This is a genomic window from Brachybacterium atlanticum, assembly GCF_025669985.1.
Taxonomy (GTDB): domain Bacteria; phylum Actinomycetota; class Actinomycetes; order Actinomycetales; family Dermabacteraceae; genus Brachybacterium; species Brachybacterium conglomeratum.
In genome coordinates this window covers 19,410-46,044 of record NZ_JAKJJW010000003.1, presented here as the reverse complement: position 1 = coordinate 46,044, position 26,635 = coordinate 19,410, and the positions used below count along the sequence as shown (strand labels likewise).

24 protein-coding genes are annotated in these 26,635 nt (G+C 72.5%); 17 read left to right on the top strand and 7 right to left on the bottom strand.

What is annotated here, in order from left to right:
• The first annotated feature begins 27 nt into the window (after positions 1-27).
• From L3K22_RS02160 to L3K22_RS02135, 6 genes are all read left to right on the top strand, one after another.
• Entirely contained in the window at positions 28-1,356 is a 1,329-nt protein-coding gene (locus L3K22_RS02160) for an extracellular solute-binding protein (RefSeq protein WP_263309950.1), read from the top strand.
• Positions 1,357-1,358: 2 nt separating this feature from the next.
• Positions 1,359-2,333 (top strand): carbohydrate ABC transporter permease, encoded by a 975-nt coding sequence (locus L3K22_RS02155; RefSeq protein WP_263309949.1) that lies wholly within the window; start codon positions 1,359-1,361, stop codon positions 2,331-2,333.
• Position 2,334: 1 nt separating this feature from the next.
• Entirely contained in the window at positions 2,335-3,147 is an 813-nt protein-coding gene (locus L3K22_RS02150) for a carbohydrate ABC transporter permease (RefSeq protein ID WP_126988752.1), read from the top strand.
• A 100-nt stretch (positions 3,148-3,247) separates the two neighbouring features.
• Positions 3,248-4,411: a Gfo/Idh/MocA family protein gene (locus L3K22_RS02145; protein WP_373317974.1), complete on the top strand. Its 1,164-nt coding sequence runs from the start codon at positions 3,248-3,250 to the stop codon at positions 4,409-4,411.
• The gene (locus L3K22_RS02140; protein ID WP_263309947.1) at positions 4,408-5,169 is read left to right on the top strand and encodes a ThuA domain-containing protein; all 762 of its coding nucleotides are present in this window, start codon (positions 4,408-4,410) and stop codon (positions 5,167-5,169) included. Before L3K22_RS02145 ends, L3K22_RS02140 begins: the two co-directional genes overlap by 4 nt.
• On the top strand, positions 5,166-6,254 hold the full coding sequence (locus L3K22_RS02135) for a Gfo/Idh/MocA family protein (protein ID WP_263309946.1): 1,089 nt from the start codon (positions 5,166-5,168) through the stop codon (positions 6,252-6,254). The genes L3K22_RS02140 and L3K22_RS02135 overlap by 4 nt, the downstream gene beginning before the upstream one ends.
• Before the next feature lie 12 nt (positions 6,255-6,266).
• Here the strand turns inward: L3K22_RS02135 and L3K22_RS02130 are convergent, their stop codons facing one another.
• Both L3K22_RS02130 and L3K22_RS02125 read right to left on the bottom strand, forming a co-directional pair.
• A complete protein-coding gene (locus tag L3K22_RS02130; protein ID WP_263309945.1) occupies positions 6,267-6,818 on the bottom strand; it encodes a thioesterase in 552 nt (183 codons plus the stop codon).
• A gap of 132 nt (positions 6,819-6,950) precedes the next feature.
• The gene (locus L3K22_RS02125) at positions 6,951-8,522 is read right to left on the bottom strand and encodes an aspartate:alanine exchanger family transporter (protein WP_263309944.1); all 1,572 of its coding nucleotides are present in this window, start codon (positions 8,520-8,522) and stop codon (positions 6,951-6,953) included.
• 287 nt (positions 8,523-8,809) lie between these two features.
• Here L3K22_RS02125 and L3K22_RS02120 point away from each other — a divergent pair, with 287 nt between their 5' ends.
• Complete coding sequence (locus L3K22_RS02120; RefSeq protein WP_263309943.1) at positions 8,810-9,898, top strand: Gfo/Idh/MocA family protein; 1,089 nt, start codon at positions 8,810-8,812, stop codon at positions 9,896-9,898.
• 250 nt (positions 9,899-10,148) lie between these two features.
• Here the strand turns inward: L3K22_RS02120 and L3K22_RS02115 are convergent, their stop codons facing one another.
• The gene (locus tag L3K22_RS02115) at positions 10,149-11,723 is read right to left on the bottom strand and encodes an HNH endonuclease signature motif containing protein (RefSeq protein WP_263309942.1); all 1,575 of its coding nucleotides are present in this window, start codon (positions 11,721-11,723) and stop codon (positions 10,149-10,151) included.
• 326 nt (positions 11,724-12,049) lie between these two features.
• Between L3K22_RS02115 and L3K22_RS02110 the strand changes: the two genes are divergently transcribed.
• From L3K22_RS02110 to L3K22_RS02080, 7 genes are all read left to right on the top strand, one after another.
• Positions 12,050-12,583 carry a MarR family winged helix-turn-helix transcriptional regulator gene (locus L3K22_RS02110; RefSeq protein ID WP_263309941.1) on the top strand — a complete coding sequence of 178 codons (534 nt, stop codon included), beginning with the start codon at positions 12,050-12,052 and terminating at the stop codon, positions 12,581-12,583.
• A gap of 48 nt (positions 12,584-12,631) precedes the next feature.
• Positions 12,632-13,921 (top strand): MFS transporter, encoded by a 1,290-nt coding sequence (locus L3K22_RS02105; RefSeq protein WP_263309940.1) that lies wholly within the window; start codon positions 12,632-12,634, stop codon positions 13,919-13,921.
• Between the two features lie 264 nt (positions 13,922-14,185).
• Entirely contained in the window at positions 14,186-15,709 is a 1,524-nt protein-coding gene (locus L3K22_RS02100) for a mannitol dehydrogenase family protein (RefSeq protein WP_263309939.1), read from the top strand.
• On the top strand, positions 15,709-16,713 hold the full coding sequence (locus L3K22_RS02095) for an L-idonate 5-dehydrogenase (RefSeq protein ID WP_263309938.1): 1,005 nt from the start codon (positions 15,709-15,711) through the stop codon (positions 16,711-16,713). Before L3K22_RS02100 ends, L3K22_RS02095 begins: the two co-directional genes overlap by 1 nt.
• A 38-nt stretch (positions 16,714-16,751) precedes the next feature.
• Positions 16,752-17,405 (top strand): bifunctional 4-hydroxy-2-oxoglutarate aldolase/2-dehydro-3-deoxy-phosphogluconate aldolase, encoded by a 654-nt coding sequence (locus L3K22_RS02090; RefSeq protein ID WP_263309937.1) that lies wholly within the window; start codon positions 16,752-16,754, stop codon positions 17,403-17,405.
• Positions 17,402-18,367 carry a sugar kinase gene (locus L3K22_RS02085; protein WP_263309936.1) on the top strand — a complete coding sequence of 322 codons (966 nt, stop codon included), beginning with the start codon at positions 17,402-17,404 and terminating at the stop codon, positions 18,365-18,367. Before L3K22_RS02090 ends, L3K22_RS02085 begins: the two co-directional genes overlap by 4 nt.
• A gap of 23 nt (positions 18,368-18,390) precedes the next feature.
• Positions 18,391-19,182: an IclR family transcriptional regulator gene (locus L3K22_RS02080; RefSeq protein WP_263309935.1), complete on the top strand. Its 792-nt coding sequence runs from the start codon at positions 18,391-18,393 to the stop codon at positions 19,180-19,182.
• A 9-nt stretch (positions 19,183-19,191) separates the two neighbouring features.
• On the opposite strand, the gene mgtE is transcribed toward L3K22_RS02080, so the two are convergent.
• On the bottom strand, positions 19,192-20,547 hold the full coding sequence (gene mgtE / locus L3K22_RS02075) for a magnesium transporter (RefSeq protein ID WP_263309934.1): 1,356 nt from the start codon (positions 20,545-20,547) through the stop codon (positions 19,192-19,194).
• 67 nt (positions 20,548-20,614) lie between these two features.
• Complete coding sequence (locus tag L3K22_RS02070) at positions 20,615-22,813, bottom strand: MMPL family transporter (protein ID WP_373317969.1); 2,199 nt, start codon at positions 22,811-22,813, stop codon at positions 20,615-20,617.
• Positions 22,814-22,836: 23 nt separating this feature from the next.
• Here L3K22_RS02070 and L3K22_RS02065 point away from each other — a divergent pair, with 23 nt between their 5' ends.
• Positions 22,837-23,424, top strand: coding sequence for a MarR family winged helix-turn-helix transcriptional regulator (locus L3K22_RS02065; RefSeq protein ID WP_263309932.1), 588 nt, complete (start codon positions 22,837-22,839; stop codon positions 23,422-23,424).
• Between the two features lie 94 nt (positions 23,425-23,518).
• Here L3K22_RS02065 and L3K22_RS02060 read toward each other — a convergent pair whose 3' ends face one another.
• Positions 23,519-24,028: an SRPBCC domain-containing protein gene (locus L3K22_RS02060; RefSeq protein WP_263309931.1), complete on the bottom strand. Its 510-nt coding sequence runs from the start codon at positions 24,026-24,028 to the stop codon at positions 23,519-23,521.
• Between the two features lie 155 nt (positions 24,029-24,183).
• On the opposite strand from L3K22_RS02060, the gene L3K22_RS02055 reads away from it, so the two are divergent.
• Together L3K22_RS02055 and L3K22_RS02050 are read left to right on the top strand one after the other, a co-directional pair.
• Complete coding sequence (locus L3K22_RS02055) at positions 24,184-24,552, top strand: WCX domain-containing protein (protein ID WP_263309930.1); 369 nt, start codon at positions 24,184-24,186, stop codon at positions 24,550-24,552.
• Positions 24,553-24,663: 111 nt separating this feature from the next.
• Positions 24,664-25,581 (top strand): hypothetical protein, encoded by a 918-nt coding sequence (locus L3K22_RS02050; RefSeq protein WP_263309929.1) that lies wholly within the window; start codon positions 24,664-24,666, stop codon positions 25,579-25,581.
• 32 nt (positions 25,582-25,613) lie between these two features.
• Here the strand turns inward: L3K22_RS02050 and L3K22_RS02045 are convergent, their stop codons facing one another.
• Positions 25,614-26,456: a sulfite exporter TauE/SafE family protein gene (locus tag L3K22_RS02045; protein WP_263309928.1), complete on the bottom strand. Its 843-nt coding sequence runs from the start codon at positions 26,454-26,456 to the stop codon at positions 25,614-25,616.
• Positions 26,457-26,635 lie beyond the last annotated feature (179 nt).

Sequence of the window (26,635 nt, the reverse complement as noted above, 5' to 3'; positions counted from 1 at the left end):
CGTCAATGTCGACACCAGGAGCAGGTCATGCGAAACATTTCACTCACCCGTCGCGGCATGCTCGGCGCCACCGCCGGGCTCTCCGCCCTCACCCTCGGCGCCTGCGGCACCTCCGGACCCGGCGGTGCCGGCGGCGGCGGAGGCGGCGACAGCGCCTCCTACTGGGCCCTGTCCGGAGAGCCCAACGAGACGATCTACGGCGATGCCGTGGACGCCTTCAACGAGGGTGATGCGGGTCAGGTCGAGGTCACGTTCTTCCAGAACGACGCCTACAAGCAGAAGATCCGCACCGCGATCGGTGCCGGCGAGGCGCCGACGATCATCTACGGATGGGGAGGCGGCGGTCTGCGCACCTACGCCGAGGAATCGCAGGTCCTGGACGTCACCTCGTGGCTCGAGGAGAACGCGGACTACAAGAACCGATTCGTCGAGTCCGTCTGGGACGCCGCGACGGTGGACGACAAGATCTACGCCCTCCCCCAGGGCGCCACTCAGCCCATCATCCTGTTCCACAACAAGAAGGTGCTCGGCGACATCGGCGCCGAGGCGCCGGAGACCTGGGAGGACCTCCTGGGCGTGGTCGAGAAGGCGAAGTCCGCCGGCATCGCGCCGATCTCGCTCGCCGGGCAGTCGAGGTGGACCTCGATGATGTGGCTCGAGTACCTCCTGGACCGCGTCGGCGGCCCCGAGGTCTTCGCGAAGATCGCCGCCGGCGACAAGGAGGCGTGGCTCGACGACGCCGTCCTCGCGATGGGCGAGAAGGTCCACGAGCTGCTCGAGATCAAGGCCTTCGCCGATGGCTTCGAGTCCATGGCCGCCGACTCCAACACGGACCAGGCCCTGCTCTGGACCGACCAGGCCGCCCTCATGCTCCACGGCGGCTGGACCTTCGGCAGCATGAAGGCCAGCGGCGGGGAGTTCGTGCCGAGCGGCAATCTGGGCTTCGGCCCGTTCCCCACGATCGAGGGCGGTGCCGGCGAGCTGAAGAACCTGGTCGGCAACCCCTGCAACTACCTCTCGCTCTCCTCGGCCGCAGCCGACGAGGAGATCGAGGTCGCCAAGGCGTTCCTCCAGGACGGGGCGATGTCCGACCAGGTCGCCTCCGACCTGATCGCCGCCGGCTCGGTCCCGGTGATCGTCGGGCAGGACGAGGCCCTCGCCGCGAGCGAGGACGCCGAGTACCTCCAGTGGGTCTACTCCTCGATCCAGGAGGCCCCCGCCTTCACGCAGTCCTGGGACCAGGCGCTGCAGCCCACTGACGCCGAGACCCTGCTGGTGAACACCGAGCAGCTCTTCCTCGGCGCGATCACCGCCGAGCAGTTCGCCGAGAACATGAGCACCGGCAAGGGGGCCTGAGCATGACGGCGCTGTCCAGGGAGTCCGCCCTCCCCGCCACCGGGGCGGGGGTCGAGCGCGCGGAGTCGGCGCTCTCGACCCCGTCGGTCCGTCGTCCTCGCGAGGACCGGGTGAAGATCTCCCACCTCCTCTTCGTCCTGCCGGCGCTGCTGTTCTTCGCGGTGTTCGCCCTGCTGCCGCTGGTGGGGGTCGTGGCCCTCTCCTTCACCACCTGGAACGGGATCGGCGCCATCGAGTTCACCGGGCTGACCAGCTGGATCGAGGCGCTCGGGAGGTCCAGCACCTGGAACGGCCTCGGGCTGGTCCTGCTCATGATCGTCGCCACGTGGCTGCTGCAGACCCCGATGAGCATCCTGCTCGGAGCCTTCCTGGCGGGCCCGCAGCGGTACCGCAACGTGCTCGCGATCCTGTACTTCCTGCCCCTGCTGCTCTCCTCCGCGGCGATCGCGATCACCTTCAAGTCGCTGCTGGACCCCAACTTCGGCCTGGCGAACGGCCTGGACATGCCGCTGCTCAAGCAGAACTGGCTGGGCGACTCCGTGCTGGTCTGGGTGGTGCTGCTGTTCATCATCTCGTGGCAGTTCATCCCCTTCCACACCCTGATCTACCAGGGCGCGGTGCGGCAGATCCCCCGCTCGATGTACGAGGCGGCGGAGATCGACGGGGCGGGCCGCGTGCGGCAGTTCTTCTCGATCACCCTGCCCCAGCTGAAGTACACCCTCATCACCTCCTCGACACTGATGGTGGTGGGTGCCCTGACCTACTTCGACATCATCTTCGTGCTCACCCAGGGCGGCCCGGGCGCCGCCACCCGGATCCTGCCCTTGGACATGTACCTCACCGGCTTCCGCGGCAACGAGATGGGCGTCGCGAGCGCTCTCGCCGTGATGCTCGTGGTGCTCGGGCTGGGTCTCGCCCTCGGCGTGCAGCGTCTCGGCGGCAAGGACTCCGCCGCCAGCCAGATGGAAGGAGCCTGACATGAAGCGCAACTGGATAGGTGGGGCCTTCGGCTGGCTGTGGCTCGCCGTCGTGCTGCTCCCGATCTACTTCGTGCTGATCACCAGCCTCAAGTCGATCTCGACCTACTTCGGCTCCAACCCGGTGCTGCCCTCGCTGCCGCTGGCGTTCGAGAACGTGACCGCGGTCCTCGAGGCAGACTTCACCCAGTACCTGCTCAACAGCGTGCTGGTCGCCGTGGGCACCGTGATCCCCCTGGTCCTGATGGCCTTCATGGCCAGCTACTCCCTCGTGCGCGGGACCCGCCGGGTGTTCAGCCCGATGCGGAGCCTGTTCCTGCTGGGACTGGCGATCCCGGTGCAGGCCACCATCGTGCCGATCTACCTGATGATCATCTCGATGCGGATGTACGACTCCCTGGCCGCGCTGATGATCCCCGCGATCGCCTTCGGCCTGCCGCTGAGCATCCTGATCATCTCGAACTCCCTGCGCGATGTGCCGAGGGAGCTGTTCGAGGCGATGGACGTCGACGGCTCCACCGAGTGGCAGAAGATGTGGCGCCTCGCCTTCCCGATCGTGCGCCCGGCGCTCGTGACGGTCGCGGTGTACCAGGCGCTGATGTCCTGGAACGGCTTCCTGTTCCCGCTGATCCTCACTCAGAGCCCGGACAAGCGCACCCTGCCGCTGGCACTGTGGAGCTTCCAGGGCGAGTACGCCACCAACGTCCCGGTCGTGATGGCCGCCGTGGTGCTGTCCTCGATCCCGATCGTGATCCTGTACGCCTTCGGCCGCCGCTACCTGGTCAGCGGCATGACCGCCGGCTCCGGCAAGTGACCCCCGACCCCGCCCGCGAACTGCAAGGAGACGTCCCCTCGTGACCTCGACGCCCACCCGCTCGACCCCCCTGAACGTCGGCCTGATCGGTTACGGCTTCATGGGCGCCGCCCACTCCCATGCCTGGCGCACCGCGCACCGCTTCTTCGACCTGCCGGCCACCCCGGTGCTGCACACGATCGCGGGCCGCACCGAGGTCGCGGTCGCCGACGCCGCCGAGCAGTACGGCTTCGCCCGCCACACCACCCGCTGGCAGGACCTGATCGAGGACCCGGCGATCGACGTCATCGACATCTGCACCCCGGGCGACACCCACCACGACATCGCGCTCGCCGCGCTCGCGGCCGGCAAGCACGTGCTGTGCGAGAAGCCGCTGGCGAACTCGGTCGCGGAGTCCGAGGAGATGGCGGCTGCGGCGGCCGACGCCGCATCCCGAGGGATCCGCTCGATCTGCGGCTTCTCCTACCGCCGCACCCCGGCGCTCGCCTACGCGCGCCAGCTGGTGGCCGACGGGTTCGTCGGCGAGATCCGGCAGGTGCGTGCCCAGTACCTGCAGGACTGGCTCTCGGACGCCGACGCCCCGATGACCTGGCGGCTCGACAAGGACAAGGCCGGCTCCGGGGCGCTCGGGGACATCGGCGCGCACGTCATCGACCTGACCCAGTGGATCACCGGCACCCAGATCGAGCAGGTCTCCGGCACCCTCGCCACCGTCGTCCCCACCCGTCCCGCGGCCGGGACCGCGCAGGGCCTCGGCGGGAAGGGCGATGCCTCCGGCGAGCGCGGCCAGGTCACGGTCGATGACGTCGCCCTGTTCTCCGCCCGCTTCGCCGGCGGCGTGCTGGGCGCCTTCGAGGCGACCCGCATGGCGCAGGGCCGCAAGAACGCGATGCGCGTGGAGATCAACGGCGCGAAGGGCTCGATCGCCTTCGACTTCGAGCGGATGAACGAGCTTGAGATCTACGACGCGACTGCCCCGGCGGGCCGACAGGGATTCACTCGCGTGCTGACCACCGAGCCGGAGCACCCCTACGCCGCGGCGTGGTGGCCCACCGGCCACGGCCTCGGCTACGAGCACACCTTCACCCACGAGATCGCCGACCTGGTCCGCGCGATCGGCGAGGGCACCGATCCCTCGCCGTCCTTCGCCGAGGCGCTGCACGTCCAGCGCGTCCTCGCCGCCGTCGAGGCCAGCGACGCCGACGGCTCGCGCTGGACCGCCGTCGGCCCCCAGCACCCCACCACCGAGGAGACCACCGCATGAGCACCGCCCCCACCCGAGTCGCCCTCGTCGTCCGCGGCGGCTGGGACGGCCACCAGCCCGTCGAGGCGACCGACATGTTCCTCCCCTTCCTCGAGGAGAACGGGTTCAGCGTCCGCATCGAGGAGTCGCCGGCGATCTACGCCGACGCCGAGTACATGGCCACGGTCGACCTGATCGTCCAGTGCAACACCATGAACACCATCGAGCGGCCCCAGTTCGAGGGGCTGCGCGCCGCGATCGAGGCCGGCACCGGCATGGCCGGCTGGCACGGCGGGATCGCCGACAGCTACCGCAACGAGTCCGACTACCTCACCCTCATCGGCGGCCAGTTCGGCTGCCACCCCGGCAAGCACCCCGACGAGCGCAAGGGCGAGCAGGCCGACAACTACGTCCCCTACACCGTGAACATGCTCCCGGAGGCGGCGGACCACCCGATCACCGCCGGGATCAGCGACTTCGACCTGGTCACCGAGCAGTACTGGGTGCTGGCCGACGACTACTGCGACGTCCTCGCCACCACCACGCAGAAGGTCCGCGACTGGGACCCGTGGCACCGGGAGATCACCTCCCCGGCGCTGTGGACGCGACTGTGGGGCAAGGGGCGGATCTTCGTGACCACCCCCGGGCACCGCGTCGAGGTGCTCGAGGACCCGAACGTCCGCACGCTCGTCGAGCGGGGCCTGCTCTGGGCCGCGCGCGGCAGCGACATGCCCTACGGCGACCACGGCAGGACCCGAGCGAAGGAGGCGACCCGATGAAGATCGGCATGATCGGCTGCGGGGTCATCTCGCGCCAGTACCTGGAGAGCTTCGACCGTCTGCCCGACGTGCAGCTGGTCGCCGTCGCGGACCTCGACCGCGCCCGCGCGGAGGCCGCGGCCGAGGGGCGCGAGGGGGTGCGGGTGCTGACCGTCGACGAGCTGATCGCCGACGCCGAGGTGGACACCGTCCTGAACCTCACCATCCCCGCCGCGCACGCCGAGGTGGACCTGCGCGCGATCGCCGCGGGCAAGAACGTCTACTCGGAGAAGCCCTTCGCGGTCACCACCGAGGAGGGCGCCCGCGTGCTCGCCGCAGCAGCGGAGGCGGGCGTCCTCACCGGCTCCGCCCCCGACACCGTGCTCGGCACCGGCACCCAGACCGCCCGCGCCGTGATCGACGACGGCGTCATCGGCGCGCCGATCGCGGCGACCGCCACGATGGCCACGCCGGGCCACGAGCGCTGGCACCCGCAGCCGGACTTCTACTACGTCCCCGGTGGCGGCCCGCTGCTGGACATGGGCCCCTATTACATCCACGCCCTGGTCACGCTGCTCGGCCCGGTCGAGGCCGTGATCGGCGCGGCGAGCCGGCTGCGCACCGAGCGCACCATCGGCTCCGGTCCCCGCGAGGGCGAGACCATCCCCGTCACCACGGACACGCACGTCACCGGCGTGCTGGTGCACGAGTCAGGGGTGCTGTCCACGCTCGTGATGAGCTTCGACTCGGTGGCGACCGCCGCCCACCCGATCGAGATCCACGGCACCGCCGGCACCCTCGCCGTCCCGGATCCGAACCGCTTCGACGGGGACGTGCGCCTGCACCCGCTCGGCGGCGAGAGCTGGGAGACCCTGCCCGTGACCGGTGGCTACGAGCAGGCCGGGCGCGGGATCGGGCTGCAGGACATGGCCGTGCGCGGCGCGGACCTGCGGGCCTCCGGCGAGCTCGGCCAGCACGTGCTCGAGGCGATGAACGGGGTGCTCGAGGCCGCCGCGTCGGGCACGCGCATCGAGATCACCAGCACCGTCGAGCGCCCGGCGGCGGTGCCGCTGACCGCGGCCGACGGCGCGGTGGTCGCCGGCTGACAGCGGGGCCGCTCACCCGAAGGACAGCGGCAGCATCTCCCCGCGCGGGCCGAGCTCGGAGAGCTCGGCCCGCTGCGCATCGGTGAGGCTCTCGCGCCCGGTCGCTCGGCGCAGCGCGTCGGCGTCGGCCCATCCCGCAGGCAGCCGCACCCGAAGTCGGCGCTCGACCATGTCGCGGGCCTCGGCGAGCCCCTCGACGGGCGGACCGGCTGGCGCGTCCTCACGGTCGAGGTGCGCGATGAGGTCCAGATGGTGCAGCGTCCACTCGAGCACGTAGGCGTGCAGGTAGTCCCGCACGGTCAGGCTCATGCCCTGGGTGGCGACGGGCAGGTCCGGCTCCGCGAGCAGCGCGGCCCGCTCGGCGGCCCCGCCGAGGTCCTCGAGGTGGTCGCGCAGCAGTCCCGGATCCTCGTACGCGGCGGCGAGGCGCACGGTGAGGGCGTCGTGCGGATCGGAGCCGTCGGGCGGGGTGGGCGTCGGGGTCCAGCAGCTCAGCGCGTCCGCTGTCGGGGCGGTCTCCGCCGGGGTCGCCAACGTGATCAGCACGTCCTGCGCGTCGATCACGAGTTGCGAGGTCGCGCACCAGCCAGCCACGGCATCCCGAGGGAAGATCGAAGGCGCCCGCCGGCAGGTCGCCGACCGCGCGACGCAGCGCGGACCAGGTCGTGGTGAACAGCTCCATGGGCGAACGCTATGTCACACGTTCCAGATCACCGGGACCAGCAGGATCTTCACCACCATCGCGAAGGCGAAGAGTGTGGCGTAGGCGGTCTCGATCCGCTCGTCGGCCCTGCGGGAGTTCGCGGCGTCCAGCACCGCGGGCTGGCCGAGGAAGCCCGCGACGGCGCCGGCGGAGCGCGCGGCGGAGAGGTCCAGCACCCAGCGGGCGGCCAGCAGCAGCACCACGCAGGAGAGCGCGGAGACGACCACGGACAGCAGCGCGGCGCGCCAGGCCATCGGCGAGGCGAGGACGGCGGCGACCTCGGGCCCGGCGGTGAGGCCGAGCGCGGCGAGGAACAGCAGCAGCCCCAGCTGGCGCACGGTGGTGTTCGCACCGCCCGGCAGGGACCAGACGATCGGGCCGGTGCGGCGCAGCGCCCCGAGGGCCATACCGACGATCAGCGGTCCCGCGGCCGGGCCGAGGGAGAAGGCGCTCCCGCCCGGCATCGGCACGGTGACCATGCCCAGGCCCACGCCGAGCATCAGCCCGAGGCCGAGGGAGAGCACGTCCAGCTCGCTCACCTGGCGGTCGGAGTCGCCGAGGAAGCGGTGCACGGCGTCGAGCTCCGCACGGTCCACGACCACGGCGATGCGGTCCCCGGGCTCGAGGATGAGGTCGTCGCGGGCCAGCAGCTCCAGGTCCCCGCGCCGCACCCGGGTGACCACGGCGCCGAAGCGGACGGGCAGGTTCAGCTCGGCGATGGAGCGGGAGGCGAGGTCCGGGTTCGAGACGGTCATGCGCGTGAACTCGACCAGGGAGCGGTCGTGGGCGACGTGCCGGGTCGAGCGCTCGCCGAGCTCGGCGACGACCTCCTCGACCGCCTCGGGCATCCCGACGGCGACCACCTCGTCCCCGGCCAGCAGGTCCTCGCCGGGCACGATCACGCGCACCTTCCCGTCCCGGCGCAGATAGGAGAAGCGCACCCGCTGCTGGTGCCACTGCGGCACGTCGCGCAGGTTCACGGCGCGGTGGACGAGCACGGTGGTGGAGGCGAGGCTGGTCCCGGCGAGCGCGGGGGTGTCGCCCCGGCCGGGCCAGGCACGGTTCACGACCATGGAGACCAGCACGATCCCGACGATCACGCCGATCGGATAGCCGAAGGAGTAGCCGACGGACGGGCCCGCCGTGCCGGTCAGGCGCGAGGCGGCGTCGAGCGCGGGGGCGGCGGTGAGCGCGCCGGTGAACAGGCCCAGGCCCAGGTCCCGCTCGATCCCGAGGGCGTGGCCGAGCAGGATCGTCGCGAGCGCGGCGATGACGGTGGCGACGGTCGCGGCGCCCAGCAGCGGCAGCTGCTTGTTCAGCGTGGCGAAGAAGGTGGCGCCGGCGGAGATGCCGACGGTGTAGACGAACAGGGCGAGCCCGAGGGTCTGCACGATCTGCATGCCGTCGCCGAGCTGCGGGGCGATCGCGGACAGCGCCAGGCCCGTGAACAGGGCGCCCGCGGCGCCGAAGCGCATCCGGCCGAAGGGGATGGCTCCGAGCACGGCCCCGGTCGCGACGACCAGGAACAGCGTGAGCAGGGGGCTGTTCGCGAGGGCGTCGATCACGGGGGTCCTTCCCGGGCCCGCCCTCGAGCGGGACGGGCGCGCTCGTGCACGGGCACCGCAGTGTGGGGTTCAAGCCCACGATAGGCCCGTCGGCCGTGCCCGACGAGCCGGGGTTGTCCGAGGTCACGCCGGAAGGGAGGGCCGACGGAGGTCGCAGCCCGCGCGGCGGCGCCGCCCCGCGCGCCTGGCAACCCCCGGCACTCCGCGCCATCGCACCTCGTGATGCACGACACTGATGGCGACCAAGACCGGGTCCCAGCCCGCACTCTCGACCGAAAGGACTGTCGATGGCCGTCTCCGAAGGCGCGAACTACGCCCCCGCCGCGATGCCGAAGCCGGTGGTCGAGCCCGGCGAGTTCGTGTTCGCCGCGATGCATCTCGACCACGGCCACATCGGCGGGATGACCCAGGGCCTGCTCGGCGCGGGCGGCACGCTGAAGTGGGTGTACGACCCGCAGCCCGAGCGCGCCGCCGCGTTCAAGGAGCAGTTCCCCGAGGTCACCATCGCCACGAGCGAGGAGGAGGTGCTCTCCGACCCGGAGGTGCACCTGGTCGCCGCCGCGGCCGTCCCCGTGGACCGGGCCCGGCTCGGCATCCGCGTGATGGAGGCCGACAAGGACTACTTCACGGACAAGACCCCGCTGATCTCCCTCGAGCAGCTCGCCGAGGCGAAGGCGGCCGTCGCGCGGACCGGGAAGAAGTACATGGTCTACTACTCCGAGCGCATCCACGTGGAGGCCGCGGTGCTCGCCACCCAGCTCATCCAGAAGGGTGCGATCGGCAAGGTCCTGCAGGTCACCGGCATGGGCCCACACCGCCTGGGCGATCCCTCGACCCGCCCCGACTGGTTCTTCGAGCGCGCCCGCTACGGCGGCATCCTCACCGACATCGGCTCGCACAACTTCGAGCAGATGCTCACCTTCACCGGCTCCGAGGACGCGGAGATCCTCTCCTCCTCGATCGGCAACTTCGGCCACCCCGAGCATCCCGAGCTCGACGACTTCGGCGACGCGCACGTCGCGCTCTCCTCCGGGGCGACGGGCTTCGTCCGCGTGGACTGGTTCACCCCGTCGGGCCTGCGCACCTGGGGCGACGGCCGCACCTTCGTGGTGGGCACCGAGGGCTATCTCGAGCTGCGCAAGTACGTCGACATCACCACCGACAACGGCCCCAACCAGGTCATCCTGGTGGACTCCGAGGGCGAGCACCGCCTCGAGGCCGACGGGAACGTGGGCTACCCCTTCTTCGGCGAGCTGGTGCTCGACGTGCTGCACCGCACCGAGAACGCGATGACCCAGGAGCACGCCTTCAAGGCCGTCGAGCTGGCGCTGAAGGCGCAGGAGGCGGCGAAGGAGCTCACGGGCCGCACGGCCTGAACAGGCTCGCCCCGGACACGCGGGGCCTCACGGACGAGGGGCCGGACGGCGCACTCCTGGACCGTCCGGCCGTGTGCTGTCCGCGACCGCCTGCAGCGCCTCGAGCCCCGCGGCGATCGAGGGCCGGCGCGAGGAGCCGGCGCGGATCCCGGCAAGCGGGACACCGACCTCTGCGAGGCGCACGGCCAGCGTGTGCTCGTGGCGCCTGCCCTGTTCGCCTTCGGTGACGAGGACGAGGTCGCCACCGCGCTCACGCGGCCCGGGCCAGGACGCTCTCGCACATCGCCTGCACGCAGTCGGCGAGGCGGAATCCTGCCCCGCCCGTGGTGGCCGCGATCCGTTCGGGGTCGCGACTTTCGGACGTGCCCGGGGCGCTGCCATCCGCCGAGGCGTCGTCGTCGACCGGTCCGTCGCCTATGGCCCCGCCGGTGGCCGTCGTGCCGGTCCCTCCCTGAGCACTGGGCGCCTCTACGCTCCTCGTCACCTCCGGGCGGAGAATCAGCCGCTCGAGCATGGCGGGCCATCGCGCCTGGACTGGCCGGCCGCCGGCATCGAGCACCTGGAATCGGGGGCCCACGCCGCCCGGCGCAGAGGCGGCGCGGACCAGCCGCAGCCCGCCCTCGTGGACCATCACGTGGTGGCGCCGGCACAGCAGCGCGAGCTCGTCGAGATCCGTCGGCCCGCCCTCCGACCAGGGCGTGAGGTGGTGGGCGTCGAGGTGCTTGCTCTGGTGGCAGCCGGGGAAGACGCAGGTCCCGTCGCGGAGTCGCAGGGCGCGGCGCTGGGCCCGGGAGGCGAGGCGCCGGGCGCGGCCGAGGTGGAGGATCTCGCCGTGGAGGTCGGCGAGGGCGAGCGAGACCTTCCCGGTGCAGGCGAGGCGTTCGGCGGTACGGGGCTCGAGGGGCCCACCGCCCGCGACTCCGCAGCGCGGAAGCGTTCCCGCGGGAACGTTTTCGGAGAGCGATTCGGCGTTGACCTGCACGACCACGAGATGGCGGTCCTCGCCGGAGCGGTCATCCGGCTCGGCGGCGAGATAGGTGCGGGCAAGGTCGTGGAGGGCGTCGGCGCGACGCTGGTCGAGGGTCACCTCGGTCGTGATCTCGGCGCAGCGCTCGGCGATCGCGGAGGAGCCGTCGTGGTCGGGCTCTGCCGCGGCGCGCGAGGATGAGGCGGAGCATGCGGCCGTCCCAGTGCTCGAGGGCGGGGCCGTGCCGTCGCGGTCCAGCGCCAGTTCGAGGGCGGTGAGGAGCTCGGCGCCGGTCTCCGCGGGCAGGACCGCGCGGATCTCGACCATGCCGTCCTCCCGCACATGCCAGCGCGCCTCGCGCCGCGAGTCCTGGTCGAGGCGGGAGCCGTCGACCGCCCGGAACGAGGAGACCGTGCGCGCGAGCTGGGAGGCGGTCATCGCGCGCGCCATCTCGACCAGGACCTCCTCCTCGACGCGATCCGCGACGCGGGTGATCTCGCGGACCTTGGAGTAGGAGAGCCTCCCTGCACGGAACTCGGCGACGGTGAGCGGCAGCGCGGGCAGCGCGCGGGCGACGCGGAGGTGCTCGCGCGCGGTGCCGGCGGCCATCGAGCAGGCCCAGCCGAGCCAGTGCGCGGTCGACTTCAGCCCCTCGTAGAACCGCACTCCCTCGCGCGCGTCGAACTCCGCGAGCATCAGCAGGAACTCGCACGTGGCCTGGGCGATCACCGCGGCCTGGTTCTGGATCCGTCGGCCCAGCCGCTCGGCGTGCTCGCGGTCGAGCCGCGGGGGCGGAGCGGAGCCGGGCGAAGGCGGGTCGACGTCGGGGCTGGGCGGTGGTGGGGCGATGAGGGTCATGACGTCCTCCGACCGAGTGACGGGAGTGCGGTCCTCCAGTCCAGTCGAGACAGGCCTGGAGTTCATCCCCACCTGCGCCGATGTGGATCGATGCCCGCTGTGGAGGAAAGGTCGCGCAGGCGCGAGTTCGCGCGGAGGAGAAGAAGGCGGACGGCAAGGAGGCCGAGACGCACGGCCGACGGCTTCGCGCTCCACGAGGAGCGGTCGCGGGGGCGGGCACGGGACGAGGTGCGGGACGGCGAGGCGGGTGCTCGGGACGACAAGGGGCGGCGAGGCGGCGAGCACCCCCTTGCCATAGTTAGCAATGCAAACTACTATCGGTCGTCGTGACCAGAACACCGCCTTCCACCCCCTCCCCGCAGACCCCTGCCGGCACCACGTCGGGGCCGGAGGGCGATGCCGCACTGGACGCCGCGACCCCGTCGGCCGCCGATCCCGTCCTCGCCGAGCTCCCCCAGCACCTCGCGCTCGTGTGCAGCCAGTTCGCCCGGCTCGCCGCGCGGCGCTCGGACGTCGGCGTCGGCTCGGTGTCCTGGCGGGTGGTGGCGACGATCGAGCGGCTCGGGCCGCTGCGGCTGAGCGAGATCGCCGAGCGCGAGCGGGTCTCCCGCCCGACGGCCACCACTGTGATCAAGCGGCTCGAGGAGGAGGGGCTGGTGCGCCGCGAGGCGGACCCGACCGACTCCCGCTCCTCGCTGGTCAGCACCACCGAGGCCGGCTCCGCGCAGCTGGCCGCCTGGCGCGGGCAGCTCGCCACCGGCGTCGGCTCCCTTCTCGAGCCCCTGCCGACCGAGGATCTCGCGACCCTCGCGCGCGCCTCCGAGATCCTGGCCCGTGTCCTCGAGTCGCACGACGGCTGAGCCGCCGCACCCCGCCCGCTCCGTCCCCTCCCCGGAAAGAAGTCCCGCATGACCACGACCACCCAGGCCGCCGCGCAGGCGGCCCCGTCGGCGCCCACGCTGCGCGACGCCTTCCACCAGCCGCGCGCGGTGTGGGCGATCGCCTTCGCCGCGACCGTGTCCTTCATGGGCATCGGCCTGGTGGACCCGATCCTCCCCGCGATCAGCACGCAGCTGGACGCCTCCCCCTCGCAGGCGATGCTGCTGTTCACCAGCTATCTCTTCATCACCGCGATCGCCATGTTCTTCACCAGCTGGTTCGCCTCCGCCGTCGGCGTGAAGCGCACGCTGATGATCGGCCTCGTGCTCGTGGTGCTCTTCGCGGCGCTCGCCGCTGGCGCCGGGTCGGTCAACGAGATCATCGGACTGCGGGCGGGCTGGGGGCTCGGCAACGCGCTGTTCATCTCGACCGCGCTCGCCGCGATCGTCGGCGCCACCGCGGGCCCGAGCGGCGGCGCGATCATCCTCTACGAGACGGCACTCGGGATCGGCATGGCGCTCGGGCCGCTGCTCGGCGGCCTGCTCGGCTCGGTCTCCTGGCGCGCCCCGTTCGCCGGCACCGCGGTGCTGATGGGCATCGGCGCGCTCGCGATCGCGGTGCTGCTGCAGCGCGAGGCGAAGCCTGCGCACGTCTCGCCGCTCGCGGCGCTGCGGGCACTGGGGAACCCGGCGCTGCGCACCCTGGCGCTGACTGCGATCTTCTACAACTTCGGCTTCTTCACCCTGCTGGCCTACTCCCCCTTCCCGCTCGAGGCCGCCGCGGCCGCGCACGGCATGGAGTTCGGCGCGATGGGCATCGGCGGGGTGTTCTTCGGCTGGGGCCTCGCGCTCGCGATCACCTCGGTGTTCGCCGCGCCCGTGCTGACGCGTCGCCTGGGCCTGATCCCGACGCTGCTGACGACGCTCGGCCTGCTCACCGTGCTGATGGTGGCGCTCGCCCTGGTCCACACCTCGATGACCGCGATGATCGTGCTGATCGTGATCGGCGGGCTGCTGCTGGGCATCATGAACACGGCGTTGACCGAGACGGTCATGGAGGCCACCGACCTGCCGCGCGGCGTGGCGAGCTCGGCGTACTCCGGCGTGCGCTTCCTGGGCGGCGCGATCGCCCCGGCCGTGGCCGGACCTCTCGCGGCGGCGACCGTCTCCGGCGCCCCCTACCTGCTCGCGGCGCTCGCCCTCGCGCTCAGCATGGCCATGCTGATGATCGGCCGACGGCACCTCGCCGCGGTCGGCCAGGAGCACCACCTGAGCGCCGCCGAGGAGGCCGAGGCGATCACCGTCGGCGACGAGGTGTGAGAGCCGGCAGGCCGGCCGGTGCGCGGGTCGGCCGACGGGCGGGGCCCCGGGATGCGAGGAGGCGTCCCGGGGCCCCGCTCGTCGGGCCGTCGGTGGTGGAGATTCCCGTCGGACGCCCGCCTTGCTAAGCTGTTGCGTGTTCCGAAACATGCGTTCTGTTATGCAAAACGCTGGGCGGGGTGCGATGCTCGAGCAGCAGCCCTCACCGCCGTCGGGACACCGCATCGCGGCGTCCCCGCGATCTCGCATCGACCAGGAGGTCCCGTGTCCGACGTCGCCCCCGCACCCCGGCTCGACCGCTCCCGCCTCGGCTCCTTGCCGCAGCTGGGCGCCTCCGCTCCGCTGGACCCGTCGCGTGCCGGCATCATCCACCTGGGCCTCGGCGCCTTCCACCGCGCGCACGCCGCCGTGCACACCGCCCGCGCCCTCGCCGCGGAGGAGGGCGACTGGGGCATCGTCGGCTTCGCGAACCGCTCGCGCTCGGTGATCGAGCCGATGGCGCGACAGGACGGGATCTACTCCGTCCTCGAGATGTCCGACGCGGGCACCCGGGCGGACCTGGTGGACGTGCATCGCGGCTTCGGCGTGATGACCGAGGAGCCGGGCCGGGTGGTGCGCGAGATCGCGGACCCGCACCGCCGCCTGCTGACCCTCACCGTCTCCGAGGGCGGCTACTACGTCTCCCCGCGCACCGGCCGGCTGGACACGGACGATCCCGCCCTGCGCGCGGACCTGGAGGGCGCCGGCACGCCGCGCACCGTGATCGGCCTGCTCGCCCGGGGCCTCGCCGCCCGCGCCGAGGGCGGGGAGCCGTTCACGGTGCTGCCCTGCGACAACGTCTCCGCCGCCGGCCGCACCGCACGCCGGATGGTCGAGGAGTTCCTCGAGCTCTCGAACGCCCCCGAGGACGTGCTGCGCTTCGTGCGGGAGCGCGTCTCCTTCCCCGACGCGATGGTGGACCGGATCGTCCCGGCCACCACCGCGGCGACGAGCGACGAGGTCGCCGCGCTGCTGGGCGTGCGGGACGAGGCCCCGGTGCGCGCCGAGCGCTTCTCGATGTGGGTGGTCGAGGACGACTTCGCCGCGGGACGCCCCGCCTGGGAGCGAGGCGGCGCGATCCTCACCCCCGACGCCTCCGAGGTCGAGCGCTACGAGCAGGTGAAGCTCCGCCTGCTCAACGGCCCCCACTCCCTGATCGCCTATCTCGGGGCGCTCGACGGCCGGGTCATCATCCCCGAGTCCTTCGACCAGGACTGGATCGCGGAGGCGACGATGCGCCTGATCCGCGAGGAGATGCTGCCCACGATCGACCTGCCCGCGGGTTTCGACCCCGACGCCTATCTCGAGGACCTCGCGCACCGCTGGCACAACCACGACCTCGGCCACCGCACCCGCCAGGTCGGCTCCGACGGGTCGATGCGGTTGCCGCAGCGGATCCCCGTCCCGGCACTGCACCACCTCGAAGCCGGCCGCACGCCCGCGCTGCTGGCCCTCACCGTCGCCGCCTGGTTCGCCTGCGTCGCCCCGCCGCGCGGGTTCGATCCCGGCGAGCAGGCGCGTGCGATGACCGACCCCGCCCAGGCCCGTCTGCAGGAGATCGCCGCCCGGGCGAGCTCCCCGGCGGAGCATGCGAGGATCCTGCTCGAGAGCGGCTGCCTCACCGAGGAGCTCGCCGCCCGCGAGGAGTTCACCGACCTGGTCGGCGCACTGCTGACCACCCTCGTCACCTCGGGTCCGCGCGCCGCGGCCGCCGAGGCCCTGGACGCATCCCTGAAGGAGAACCGCTGATGAAGGCCCTGTTCATCCACGCCGCCGAGGACGCCCGACTCGAGGACGTCCCGACCGTCGAGCCCGGTGAGGGGCAGGTGCGGCTGAAGGTCGCCTACGTCGGCATCTGCGGTTCCGACCTGCACTACTACTACAACGGGGCGAACGGCGCCTATGTCATCACGGAGCCGCTGATCCCGGGCCACGAGCTCTCGGCCGTGGTGGACCTGGACCCCAGCGGCGAGCTCGCCCCGGGCACCCCCGTCACCGTGCACCCGGCCCGCTACGGCACCAGCGCCCCCGGCATCGAGGACCGCCCCCACCTGTGGCCGGGCGGCGACTACCTGGGCAGCGCCTCGGTGACCCCGCACCGTCAGGGCGCCGCCGCGGAGCATCTCGTGATCGAGCGGGAGAACATCCGGGTGCTGCCCGAGTCGCTGCCGCTGGAGCGGGGCGCCCTGGCCGAGCCGCTGGCCGTGTCCCTGCACGCGGTCACGATCGCCGGCGACGTGGCGGGCAAGGACTGCCTCGTGCTGGGCGCGGGACCGATCGGCCTGCTCGCCGTCGCCTCGCTGCTGCACCGCGGCGCCGCTTCCGTGCACGTCACCGACGTGCGCCCGGAGCCGCTCGAGCGCGCAGCCGCGCTCGGCGCGCAGCGCACGATCCTGGTCACCGAGGAGACGCCCGAGGCGAACTCCTACGACGTGGTCCTCGAGTGCTCGGCCGCGCCGGTCTCGCTGTCCTCCGCGGTCCAGGCCGTGCGGCCCGCGGGGATCATCGTGCAGGTCGCGATCCTTCCCGACAAGAACATCCCGGTGAACCTCGCCGCGCTCGTGTCCAAGGAGGTCCAGCTGCGCGGCACCCAGCGCTTCGACACCGAGATCGACGAGGCGATCACGCTGCTCGAGGGTGATGCGCGCTTCGACGCCGTGGTCACCCAGACGATCCCGCTCGAGAAGGCGGAGGAGGCCTTCGCCACCGCGCGGGACGCCTCCCGCTCCGCCAAGGTGCTGCTGGCCCTCTGAGCCCTTCCGCCGCCCACCCGACCTCCCAGGAGACCCGCATGACCGACACCGCCCGCCCCCCGCTCCCCGAGCGCACCGCCGCCGCCCGTCTGATCGTCGTGATCCGGGGCCGCGCAGCGGACCAGTACGCCCCTGTGCTCGAGACCCTCGCAGGCGCCGGCATACGCTCGGTCGAGCTGACGCTGTCCACGCCCGGCACGCTCGAGGCGCTGCCGGAGCTGCTCGAACGCTTCGGGGACCGGATGGACATCGGGATCGGCACCGTCACGGACCCGTCGGACCTGGCCACGGCCGTACGGCAGGGCGCGCACTACATCGTCACCCCGATCACCCGTGCGGACCTGCTCGAGGCGGCCGCCGAGGCCGGCATCGCGATCGTCCCCGGCGGGCTGACCCCGTCCGAGCTGCACGCGGGCTGGGCCGCGGGGGCGGCGGCGGTGAAGGTGTTCCCCGCCTCGGTCGTGGGGCCCGGCTACGTGAAGGACCTGCGCGGCCCCTTCCCGGGGATCCGCGTGGTGCCCTCGGGCGGCGTGGACCTCGAGGCCGCGCAGGCCTGGCTGCGCGCCGGGGCCGACGCGGTCTCCGTCGGCGGACCGCTGCTGGGCGATGCGCTCTCCGGCGGGAGCCTCGAGGCGCTCGCGGAGCGGGCGGCGCAGTTCGTCGCCGTGACCACGCGAGAGGCCGGCGCATGAGCGCACGCGCCCGCGTGGTGACCGTCGGCGAAACCATGGCGCTGCTGCGCAGCAGCACGATCGGCTCGCTCGCGCACCTCCCGTCGGTCGACATCTCCCTGGGCGGCGCCGAGTCGAACCTCGCCATCGGACTGCAGCGCCTGGGGGTGCAGGCCGCCTGGATCAGCCGGGTCGGGGCCGACCCGCTGGGCGCGCGCGTGGTGCGGGAGATCCGGGGCGAGGGCGTCGAGGTGCGCTGCGCGGTGGATCCCGAGCGGCCGACGGGGCTGATGCTGAAGTCCCGCCCGACAGGCACGACCACGCGCGTGGACTACTACCGCGCCGGCTCCGCGGCCTCCGCCCTCTCCCCCACGGACCTTCCCGACGGGATGATCGAGGAGGCGGAGATCCTGCACGTCAGCGGCATCACCCCGCTGCTGTCCCCCGCCGCACGGGAGGCCGTCCGCGTCGCCGTCGAGCGCGCGGTCGCGGCCGGCACCACGGTGAGCCTCGACGTCAACCACCGCTCCCGCCTGGGCTCCGCCGAGCATCTCGCCGAGCTGCTCGAGGACGTGCTCGAGCACGTGGACGTCCTCTTCGGCGGCACCGAGGAGCTCGCGCTGCTGGCCCCGCAGATCGACGGCAGCGATGCCCGCGCGCTCCTGACCGCGCTCGCCCGGCCCGGCCGCGAGGTGGTCGCGAAGCTCGGCCCCGACGGCGCGGCCGCGCTCGTGGACGGGCGACTGCACGAGGCGGCCGGGCATCGCGTGGACGTGGTCGACACGGTCGGCGCCGGGGACGCCTTCGTCGCCGGCTACCTCAGCGCGCGGCTGGACGGACAGGACGTGCCGGGCCGGCTCGAACGCGCGAACGCCTGCGGGGCACTGGCCTGCACCGCCCCCGGCGACTGGGAAGGCGCGCCCGACGGCGCGGCGCTGGAGGCGTTCCTGCACGGCGGGGAGGCGGATCCGGTCTCGCGGTGAGCGGGGCGGAGAGAATGGACCCCATGACGACGACGCCCTCCCCCGGCCCCTCCCCCGTCGGCAGCGTCGACAAGGCACTGTCCCTGCTCGAGGTCCTCGCCGAGGCGGGGCCCGAGGGGATGACCCTGCGCGACATCTCCGCCGAGAGCGGCCTGAACAAGGCCTCGGCGCACCGTCTGCTGCGCGCGCTGATGCATCGCGGCTTCGCCGAACAGGCCGTCACGGACCAGACCTACCGCCTGGGTGCGGCGCTCCCGCTGCTCGCCAGCCGTTTCGAGCGGGAGGAGAATCTGCCCGTCCTCATGGCGCCGGCCCTGGCCGCGATCTCGCAGGAGGTCCAGGAGCTGGTGCACCTGGGCCGGCTGGACGGTCCACACGTGCTCTACCTCGACAAGGTCGAGCCCGAGCGCGCCCTGCGGGTGTGGTCGCGGGTGGGCAGCCGAGCCCCCGCGGCCCGCACCGCGATGGGCCGGGCGATCCTCACGGCCGACGGCGTCCGCGGCGCGGGGCTGGAGTCCTACGCGCGGGCGAGCGAGGGCGCCGACGGCGGCCGCACGGTGACGACGGCGCACCTCACGGATGTCATCGCCGAGGCGGAGCAGCGCGGCTGGGCCTCCGAGGTCGAGGAGAACGAGGCGGGGATCGCCTGCGTCGGCGTGGCGCTGGTACGGCCGGGCGGGCGCTCGGTCGCGGTGAGCGTCACCGGCCCGATCGAGCGGATGGACGCGGCGCGGCGCGAAGAGGTCGGAGCGCTCCTGCGGGAGCAGCTGGCGACGCTCGCGCCGACGGGGTTCAGCGTCGCGGAGCTCGGCTGACGCCTCGTCTCACAGCCCCAGCACCACCGTCGCGATCGTGAAGTAGATGATCAGCCCCGTCGCGTCGCAGAAGGTCGAGATGAACGGGTTGGAGAAGACGGCCGGGTCCGCACCGATCCGCTTGGCGACCAGCGGCATCAGCCCGCCGACGATCGCGGCCATGATGCAGATGGACAGCAGCGTCAGCCCCATCACGATCCCGATCGACAGGCCGTAGACGAGCCCGGAGACCACGAAGCCGAGGGATCCGAGCACCGCGCCGAGCACGGCACCGACGCGCAGCTCCTTCCACACCACCCGCGGCAGGTCCCGCACGCGCACCTCCCCCACGGCGAGCGCGCGCGTGACCGTGGTCGCGGCCTGGTTGCCGGTGTTGCCTCCCGTGCCGGTCAGCAGCGGGATGAACAGGGCGAGCACGACCACCTGATCGAGCCGGTCCTCGAAGATCTCCAGCACCTGCACGGTCAGGATCGCGGAGACCGCCAGCACCAGCAGCCACACGATGCGGGAGCGGACCACGCGCAGGATCGGAGTGGCGAGATAGGAGCGGGTCAGCGGCTCGGAGCCGCTGGTGCGGGCGGAGTCCTCCGCGTTCTCCCGCTCGATGATCTCCACCGCGTCATCGACGGTGAGCACGCCGACGAGCCGCTCCTCCGCGTCGACGATCGGCATGGCCAGCAGCTTCGCGGCGAAGAACCGCCGGGCGGCCTCCTCCCGGTCGTCGGTCGCCAGGGCGCGGACGGCTTCGTGGGCGATGTCGCCCACGCGCTCCTCCGGATCGGTCAGCAGCAGACGGCGCAGGCCCACCACCCCCAGCAGCACGCGGGAGGAGTCCACGACGGGCAGGAGGTACACGGTCTCCGCATCCTCGCCGCGCTCGCGCACCTCGGCGAGCGCCTCGGCGACGGTCTGCTCGGGGCGCAGCGCGAGCACCTCCGGGGACATGTAGCGCCCGATGGCGTGGCGCGGGTAGCCGAGCACCGCGGTGGTCATCGCCCGCTCGTCGGCGTCCAGGCCGTGCATGAGGCGCTCGGCGACGGAGGCGGGCAGCTCGTCGAACAGCGAGGCGCGGTCGTCGGGGTCGAGGTCGCCGATGATCTCGGCGACCTGCGGGGTGCGCAGGGCGGAGATCAGCTCGGCCTGGTGGCCGGGGCTGAGGCCCTCGAAGACGGCGAGCGCGCGGGCCTTGTCCAGCACCCGGAAGAGCAGCGCGGCCTCGGTCGCGGGGCGGGCGCCGACGAGGTAGACGAGCTCGCCGGTGGGCAGGAGCTGCGCCTCTCGGGCGAGGTGCTCGAGCTCGGCCTCGCTCTGCGGATCGGCGCGCAACAGGTCGAGGACGGTGTCGAGGGCGGCGGTGGAGGTCACGGAGCCATTGTGTCCGACGTGGTCGAGGGCCGGCGCCGCTCCCCCTCGAGCGCGGTGTGCGATGCGCCTAGTCGTCCGCACGCGCGAGGCGAGACGGCCACCAGATCCTCTTGCCGATGTCGTCGGCCAGCGCCGGGACCAGGAGGGAGCGCACGACGAAGGTGTCGAGCAGCACTCCGAACGCGACGATGAAGGCGAGCTGCGCGAGGAACAGGATCGGGATGACGGCGAGCGCCGAGAACGTGGCGGCCAGCACGACCCCGGCGGACGTGATCACGCCGCCGGTGATGGCGAGACCTCGCGTGATCCCGTCCCGTGTGCCGTGCGCCTTGGCCTCCTCCCTGACCCGTGTCATCAGGAAGATGTTGTAGTCGATGCCCAGCGCCACCAGGAAGACGAAGCCGTACAGCGGCACGGCCGCGTCCGCGCCCGGGAAGTCGAGGATCTGGTTGAAGACGATCGCCGAGACGCCCAGCGCCGTCCCGAAGGAGAGCACGGTCGTGAGGATCAGGAGGAAGGGAGCGAGCAGGGAGCGCAGCAGGAGCACGAGGATCACGAAGATCACTCCGAGAACCAGCGGGATGATGAGATCGCGGTCGTGGACGGCCGCGTCGTTCGTGTCGACCGCGGTGGCCGTGACCCCTCCCACGTACACCTGCTCGGAGATCTCGTGCAGCGGCCCGCGGAGCGCGCGCACGTCCTCCGCGGCCTGCTCGGAGTCCGCCGCTTCCACCAGGGTGGCCTGGATCAGCACGTCACCCTGGGAGACCCTGGCCGCCGGGGATTCCCCGGGGACGAGCGACTCGATGCCGCCGTCAGCGCTCAGGGTCGCGGTGGTGGACGAGGAGCCGTCGACCGCGATCGACACCCCATCGATCGCCTCGCTCCCGGCGAGCACCCCCGCCACCTCCTCCATCTCCTCTTCGGGAGCGAGGACGTACACCGGCGAACCGGATCCTCCGGGGAAGTGCTCGCCGAGCGCGACCTGACCATCTCGCGCCTGGGACTCGCCGAGGACCACGTCCGACTGCGGGACGCCGTCGGCGCGCAGCTGCGTCAGACCGGATGCACCGACGACCAGCAGCAGAGTCGTGATGATCCAGATCGGTCGGGGGTGGCGGCGCACGAAGCGTGCCACGGCGGCCCACACCCCTCGTGCGGTGGCCTGGGTGCCGGAGGCGGACAGCTCGGGATCGTAGTGCGGACGCCGCGGCCAGAACGCGACCCGCCCCAGCGCGTAGAGGACTGCCGGGAGGAACGTCAGAGCAGCCAGCATCGCGAACGCGATGCCGATCGCCGCGACCGGCCCGAGGGTGCTGTTCGACCGCAGGTCGCTCAGCAGCAGGCACAGCAGGCCGGCGATCACGGTGCCGCCGGACGCCAGCACCGGCTCGATGGTGCCGCGGAGCGCGACGCCGGTGGCGATGCGCTTGCTCCGGTTCTCCCGCAGAGCCTCGCGATATCGCGCGACGTAGAGAAGGGAGTAGTCGGTCGCCGCGCCGATGACGAGGATGAACAGGATCCCCTGCGTCTGTCCGCTGAGGAGGAGGACTCCGGCCTTCGCGAGCCACCAGATGGTGAGCAGCGCGGCGGAGAGCGCGAGGACGCTGGTCAGCAGGACCGCGATGGGGAGGATCACCGAGCGATAGACGAGCACCAGGATGACCAGCACCGCCGCGAGTGCGACCAGCAGCAGCACGCCGTCGATCCCGGCGAACGCCTCGCTCAGCTCGGCGGAGAATCCCGCAGGGCCGGTGATGTGGAGGCGAACCCCCTCCGGCATGCCCTCCGTGGCCGCGCCCTCGACCTCCGCGAGCACCTCGCCGGTCTCGGCATCCGGGTCCAGCGGCAGGATCGCCTGGACGGCGAGCCCGTCCTCGGAGGGTATGGCCGGCGAGCCGCCCTCCAGCACCCCGTCGACGCCGGCGGCCCGGTCGAGGCTCTCCTGCAGCTCGCCGAGCGCGCTCTCCGACAGCTTCTCGTCCGAGGTGAAGACGAGGATCGCGGGCAGAGAGTCGCTGTCCTGGAACTCATCGAGCCTGCTCTGGACGACCGTGGCATCGGCCGATTCCGGCAGGAAGGTCGTCTGATCGTTCGAGGAGACCTCCTCGACCCGGCCGAAGTAGGGCCCACCCACGGCGGCCGCGGCAAGCCAGGCGACGATCAGCACGGCCGGTACGAGAACCCGCAGCCAGCGGGCGAGAGAGCGTGGCACAGGGGGCTCCTGAAACTGGTTAGCTGAGGAAGTTATTCGCTCAGCATACATATGCCCTGGTGTACGGTTTACGGATGGACGATCGGGAGGACGGCAAGGGGGCGAGCGGCGTCGCCGAGGGCGACGGGGCGCATCGCTGGCTGTACGACCTCGACGCGACCGATCCGCTGTCCGAGCTCGTCTCCCGCGACCACGTGAGTCGTGAGGACTTCGTCCAGATCGGTCGCCTGATGGGCGCCATGGCTGATCTGCGCCGAGCCGAGGAGGCACTGGCCCTCGCCGGCCGCGAGTACATGCGGCTCGGGACCACCGACATGAAGGCGATCCAGTTCCTGATCGTCTCCGCGAACAAGGGCGAGTCCCCCACGGCGAGCGCCCTTTCCGCGCACCTGGGGATATCGAACGCCTCGGTGACGAAGCTGCTCGACCGTCTCGAGCGCGGTGGCCACATCGAACGTCTGGCGCACCCGACCGACCGCAGGTCTCGCACCATTCGACTCTCCGAGCAGACGAAGGCCGCGGCCATGGCGTCGATGGGCAGGGCTCAGGCGCAACGATTCCACGCGGCGGCGAGCCTGACCGCCGACGAGCGCGAGGTCGTGACCAGATTCCTCCAGCACACCGCCGACGACCTCCGCGACGCCCTGGGGCGCTTCTTCTGATCGACGCCCAGCGATCGTGATGACCGCGCTCGCGGCCGGGGCGCTGCTCGCGCTCGACCGGAGCCTCCTCCGGCTCCTGCGAACGGGGCGCGCCTCAGCCGGCGAGCGCGGCGTACTCGGGGGCGCGGCTCATGTACTCCGCGTCCCACACGTCCATGCCCGGGATCCGGGAGCCGGTGACGGCGCCGACGAGCCGGTCGAGGTACCACTCCCAGCCGGGCCCGATGTGCTCGACCATGTCGGCGGGCACGTCGTGGTGGCGCAGCGCGAGATGGGTGAGATCGCCCGCGGCGCCGCCGGCCCCGTCGGAGCCGCCCTCGAGCTCGAGCGAGAGCTTCCAGACCTGGTCCCCGAGTGCGGAGCTGACGGTGAGCAGGCGCTCGCGCTCGCAGGCGTGGATGCTCCACGGGGAGGTGGAGGGCTCGCCGGGCTCGGCGGTCATGGTCACCTCGACGACGCCGCTCGCGGGATCGCCGGAATAGGTCCCGTACCAGGTGGCGAGGTGGTCCGGGTCGGTGAGGTGCTGCCAGATCCGCGTCCGCGAGGCGGGGACGGTGCGGCGCAGCACGAGGTCGCCGCCGTCGAGTCGTCCGGTGATGCTCATGTGCTCTCCCGAGGTCGGTCGCGGCCGGGCCGGCGCGGTGGCGGCACCACAGTAGCCCGGGGACGGAGCGGGGTAGATCCCCGCGCGGCGACGAGCACGCCCGTCGGCCGGTCGGCTCATGCGGCGGCGACCAGCCGCCGCGAGCGATCCGCCAGGTGCCAGGCCCACAGCAGCGCGCCGACGATCACGCAGCCGAGCGCGGCGAGCGCCACAAGGCCGCGGTGCGGGAGTCGATCACCCTCAGCGCCTATCCCACCGCCTGCACCGTGCGGATCCTCGCCCCGTACGACGAGATCGCACCCCACATCCCGGCGCGCTCCGGCACGCTCGAGGCCGACGGAGAGGGATCCTGCGTGCTCCGCGCGGGCGCCGACGAGCTGACCTGGGTGGCGCTGCACCTGGCCGATATCGGCGCGCCGGTGGAGGTCATCGACCCGCCCGAGCTGCTGGAGGAGATCCGGCGGCTCGGCCGCTGGGCGGCATCGGCCGGGCCGGGGTCGACCAGGCCGGCGCCCGAGCGGTAGGACCCCTGTGTCCTGCGGCGTGCGCGCTCTATCCTGGCAGTGATCCCCGGGGGCGGGCAGCGGATCGCCCCTCCCCGAGGGAGCGGACCCTTCGAACGGACTCGTTGCGTCATGACCCCGCGCCGCTCCTCGCCGTCCCCCGCCGCGTCCCGACGTCCGGCCGCGCCCCGGCTCCTCGCCGCCGCCAGGCACCCTGCCGCCGCCGGGCGCGCCCTCGCGCTGAGCGGTGCGCTGCTGCTGGGGGCCGTGCTCACAGGGTGCGTCGCGGGGCCTGCGGCCCCGGAGGCGACCGAGTCCACGTCCGCCCCGGCGACGATCGCCGTCCGCCAGGACGCGCCCCAGGAGGTGCCGCTCGCCCCCGACCCGTCCCCGACGACCCCGTCGGCCGGACAGCATGAGGACCCCGCCGTGAGCGGGAGGACCTCCGCGGAGGACCCGCCGCTGACCCGCACCCGGGTGGCCAGGATCTGGCCTGACGAGGACTGGGAGATCGTCGACCTTCCCGGGAACGCCTGCGCGGGCAGCCTGCCGCGGGCGACGGACTGGGCGGTCGGCGAGGACTACTTCCGCTGTGGCAGCGCGGACAAGCGCCTGCTGGTCTGCCGCGCCGTCGAGGGAGGGCAGGCCGGGGAGGCGCTGTGCGTGCGTGATCCGCTCACCCGCTCCGCGGCCCGGAACCGCTCCTCGATGCTCGTCGGCTTCACCTCCCACGCGTCGGAGATGCCGAACCCGCTGGTCGTGGTGCTGGCCGACGGGACGCAGTGCGGAGCCGTGCTGCGCGACGACCTCGAGCACCGCGCGGGCCGGCAGTCCTGGCTCCACTGCGGCACGGGCTCGGCGCTGCTGCTGGACCAAACCACCGCGACGCTCTACTTCGACCGCGAGGAGCCGGTGTGGACGGCGGAGCTCGAGGAGCACGGCGGGGAGCCGCGGCGGGTCGAGGTGCGGGAGGTGCTCTTCGCGGCGAGCGACGAGGACCTGCGGGAGTGGGGCTTCACCGCCGGCCTGACGGCCGACGAGATCCCGTGAGGGCCGGGCTTCCGCGAGCGGCCGGGCCCCGCTCAGGGGATGAGCAGGCCGATCGCGGCGAGCACCGTCAGGCCCAGCACCAGCTTGTCGAAGACCGACTGGGAGATGCGGCGGGCGACCTTCGCTCCCACGAAGGCGGCCAGCAGCACGACCGGCACGAGCAGCACGTCCATCGCGAGGGTCTCGGCGGTGAACAGGCCCAGCCCCGCGGAGAAGGGCAGCTTGAACAGGTTGATCACGGCGAAGAACCACGCCGAGGTGCCCAGGAAGGTCAGCACCGGCATCCGCATCATCAGCAGGTACAGCGACATGACGGGCCCGGCGGCGTTGGCGACCATGGTGGTGAAGCCGCCGAGCAGGCCGTAGCCGACGCCCTGCGCGGTCGCGGCGGCGCCCTTGCGGCTGCCGCTTTCGGACTCGGCGCGGGTCGCGGGCCCGGGGGCAGAAGAGTGGTCCGACGCCTCCGACTCCGCCGCGGTGCGGCGCGCGGCCTGGGCGCGGCGGACGAGGGTGAGGGTGACCAGCGCCAGCAGGATCACGCCGATGGTGACGCGCACGGTGGTGTCGTCGACCGCGGCGAAGAAGAACACGCCGATGATCACGCCGACCATGGCGCTGGGTAGGAGGCGCACGAGGGTGCGCCAGTCCGGCTCCCGCCGGTAGACCCACAGCGCGGTCATGTCGCCGAGGATCAGCAGCAGCAGGAGCGCGGCGGTGGACTCCTTCGCGGGCATGGCCAGCGCGAACGCGCCCGCGGCGAGGGTCGCTGCGCCGGGCAGCGCGGTCTTGGAGAAGCCGACGATGAGCGCGCCGAGCACCACCAGCAGCCAGGAGCTGGTGCTCAGATCGGGGAGCAGGGCGGCGAGATCGGACACGAAGAGCGAACCTACCAGCGGGCGAGTCTGCGGGGCGCGAGGTGTCCGGAGCCGTCATCCACAGTCCTGCGGAACGAGATCCTCATCCAGGAGATCCTCGAGATGTCCCGAAGCGCGCCGGCGCCGCCCGCCATCCCTTCCCGCCGTGCGGGGCTCCTCGGTAAGGCACGAGACGATGC

Coding starts and splice junctions, on each gene's coding strand:
- L3K22_RS02160 (WP_263309950.1), top strand. CDS start 28: ATGCGAAACATTTCACTCACCCGTCGCGGCATGCTCGGCGCCACCGCC.
- L3K22_RS02155 (WP_263309949.1), top strand. CDS start 1,359: ATGACGGCGCTGTCCAGGGAGTCCGCCCTCCCCGCCACCGGGGCGGGG.
- L3K22_RS02150 (WP_126988752.1), top strand. CDS start 2,335: ATGAAGCGCAACTGGATAGGTGGGGCCTTCGGCTGGCTGTGGCTCGCC.
- L3K22_RS02145 (WP_373317974.1), top strand. CDS start 3,248: ATGGGCGCCGCCCACTCCCATGCCTGGCGCACCGCGCACCGCTTCTTC.
- L3K22_RS02140 (WP_263309947.1), top strand. CDS start 4,408: ATGAGCACCGCCCCCACCCGAGTCGCCCTCGTCGTCCGCGGCGGCTGG.
- L3K22_RS02135 (WP_263309946.1), top strand. CDS start 5,166: ATGAAGATCGGCATGATCGGCTGCGGGGTCATCTCGCGCCAGTACCTG.
- L3K22_RS02120 (WP_263309943.1), top strand. CDS start 8,810: ATGGCCGTCTCCGAAGGCGCGAACTACGCCCCCGCCGCGATGCCGAAG.
- L3K22_RS02115 (WP_263309942.1), bottom strand. CDS start 11,723: ATGACCCTCATCGCCCCACCACCGCCCAGCCCCGACGTCGACCCGCCT.
- L3K22_RS02105 (WP_263309940.1), top strand. CDS start 12,632: ATGACCACGACCACCCAGGCCGCCGCGCAGGCGGCCCCGTCGGCGCCC.
- L3K22_RS02095 (WP_263309938.1), top strand. CDS start 15,709: ATGAAGGCCCTGTTCATCCACGCCGCCGAGGACGCCCGACTCGAGGAC.
- L3K22_RS02090 (WP_263309937.1), top strand. CDS start 16,752: ATGACCGACACCGCCCGCCCCCCGCTCCCCGAGCGCACCGCCGCCGCC.
- L3K22_RS02085 (WP_263309936.1), top strand. CDS start 17,402: ATGAGCGCACGCGCCCGCGTGGTGACCGTCGGCGAAACCATGGCGCTG.
- L3K22_RS02080 (WP_263309935.1), top strand. CDS start 18,391: ATGACGACGACGCCCTCCCCCGGCCCCTCCCCCGTCGGCAGCGTCGAC.
- L3K22_RS02070 (WP_373317969.1), bottom strand. CDS start 22,813: ATGTATGCTGAGCGAATAACTTCCTCAGCTAACCAGTTTCAGGAGCCC.
- L3K22_RS02065 (WP_263309932.1), top strand. CDS start 22,837: ATGGACGATCGGGAGGACGGCAAGGGGGCGAGCGGCGTCGCCGAGGGC.
- L3K22_RS02060 (WP_263309931.1), bottom strand. CDS start 24,028: ATGAGCATCACCGGACGACTCGACGGCGGCGACCTCGTGCTGCGCCGC.
- L3K22_RS02050 (WP_263309929.1), top strand. CDS start 24,664: ATGACCCCGCGCCGCTCCTCGCCGTCCCCCGCCGCGTCCCGACGTCCG.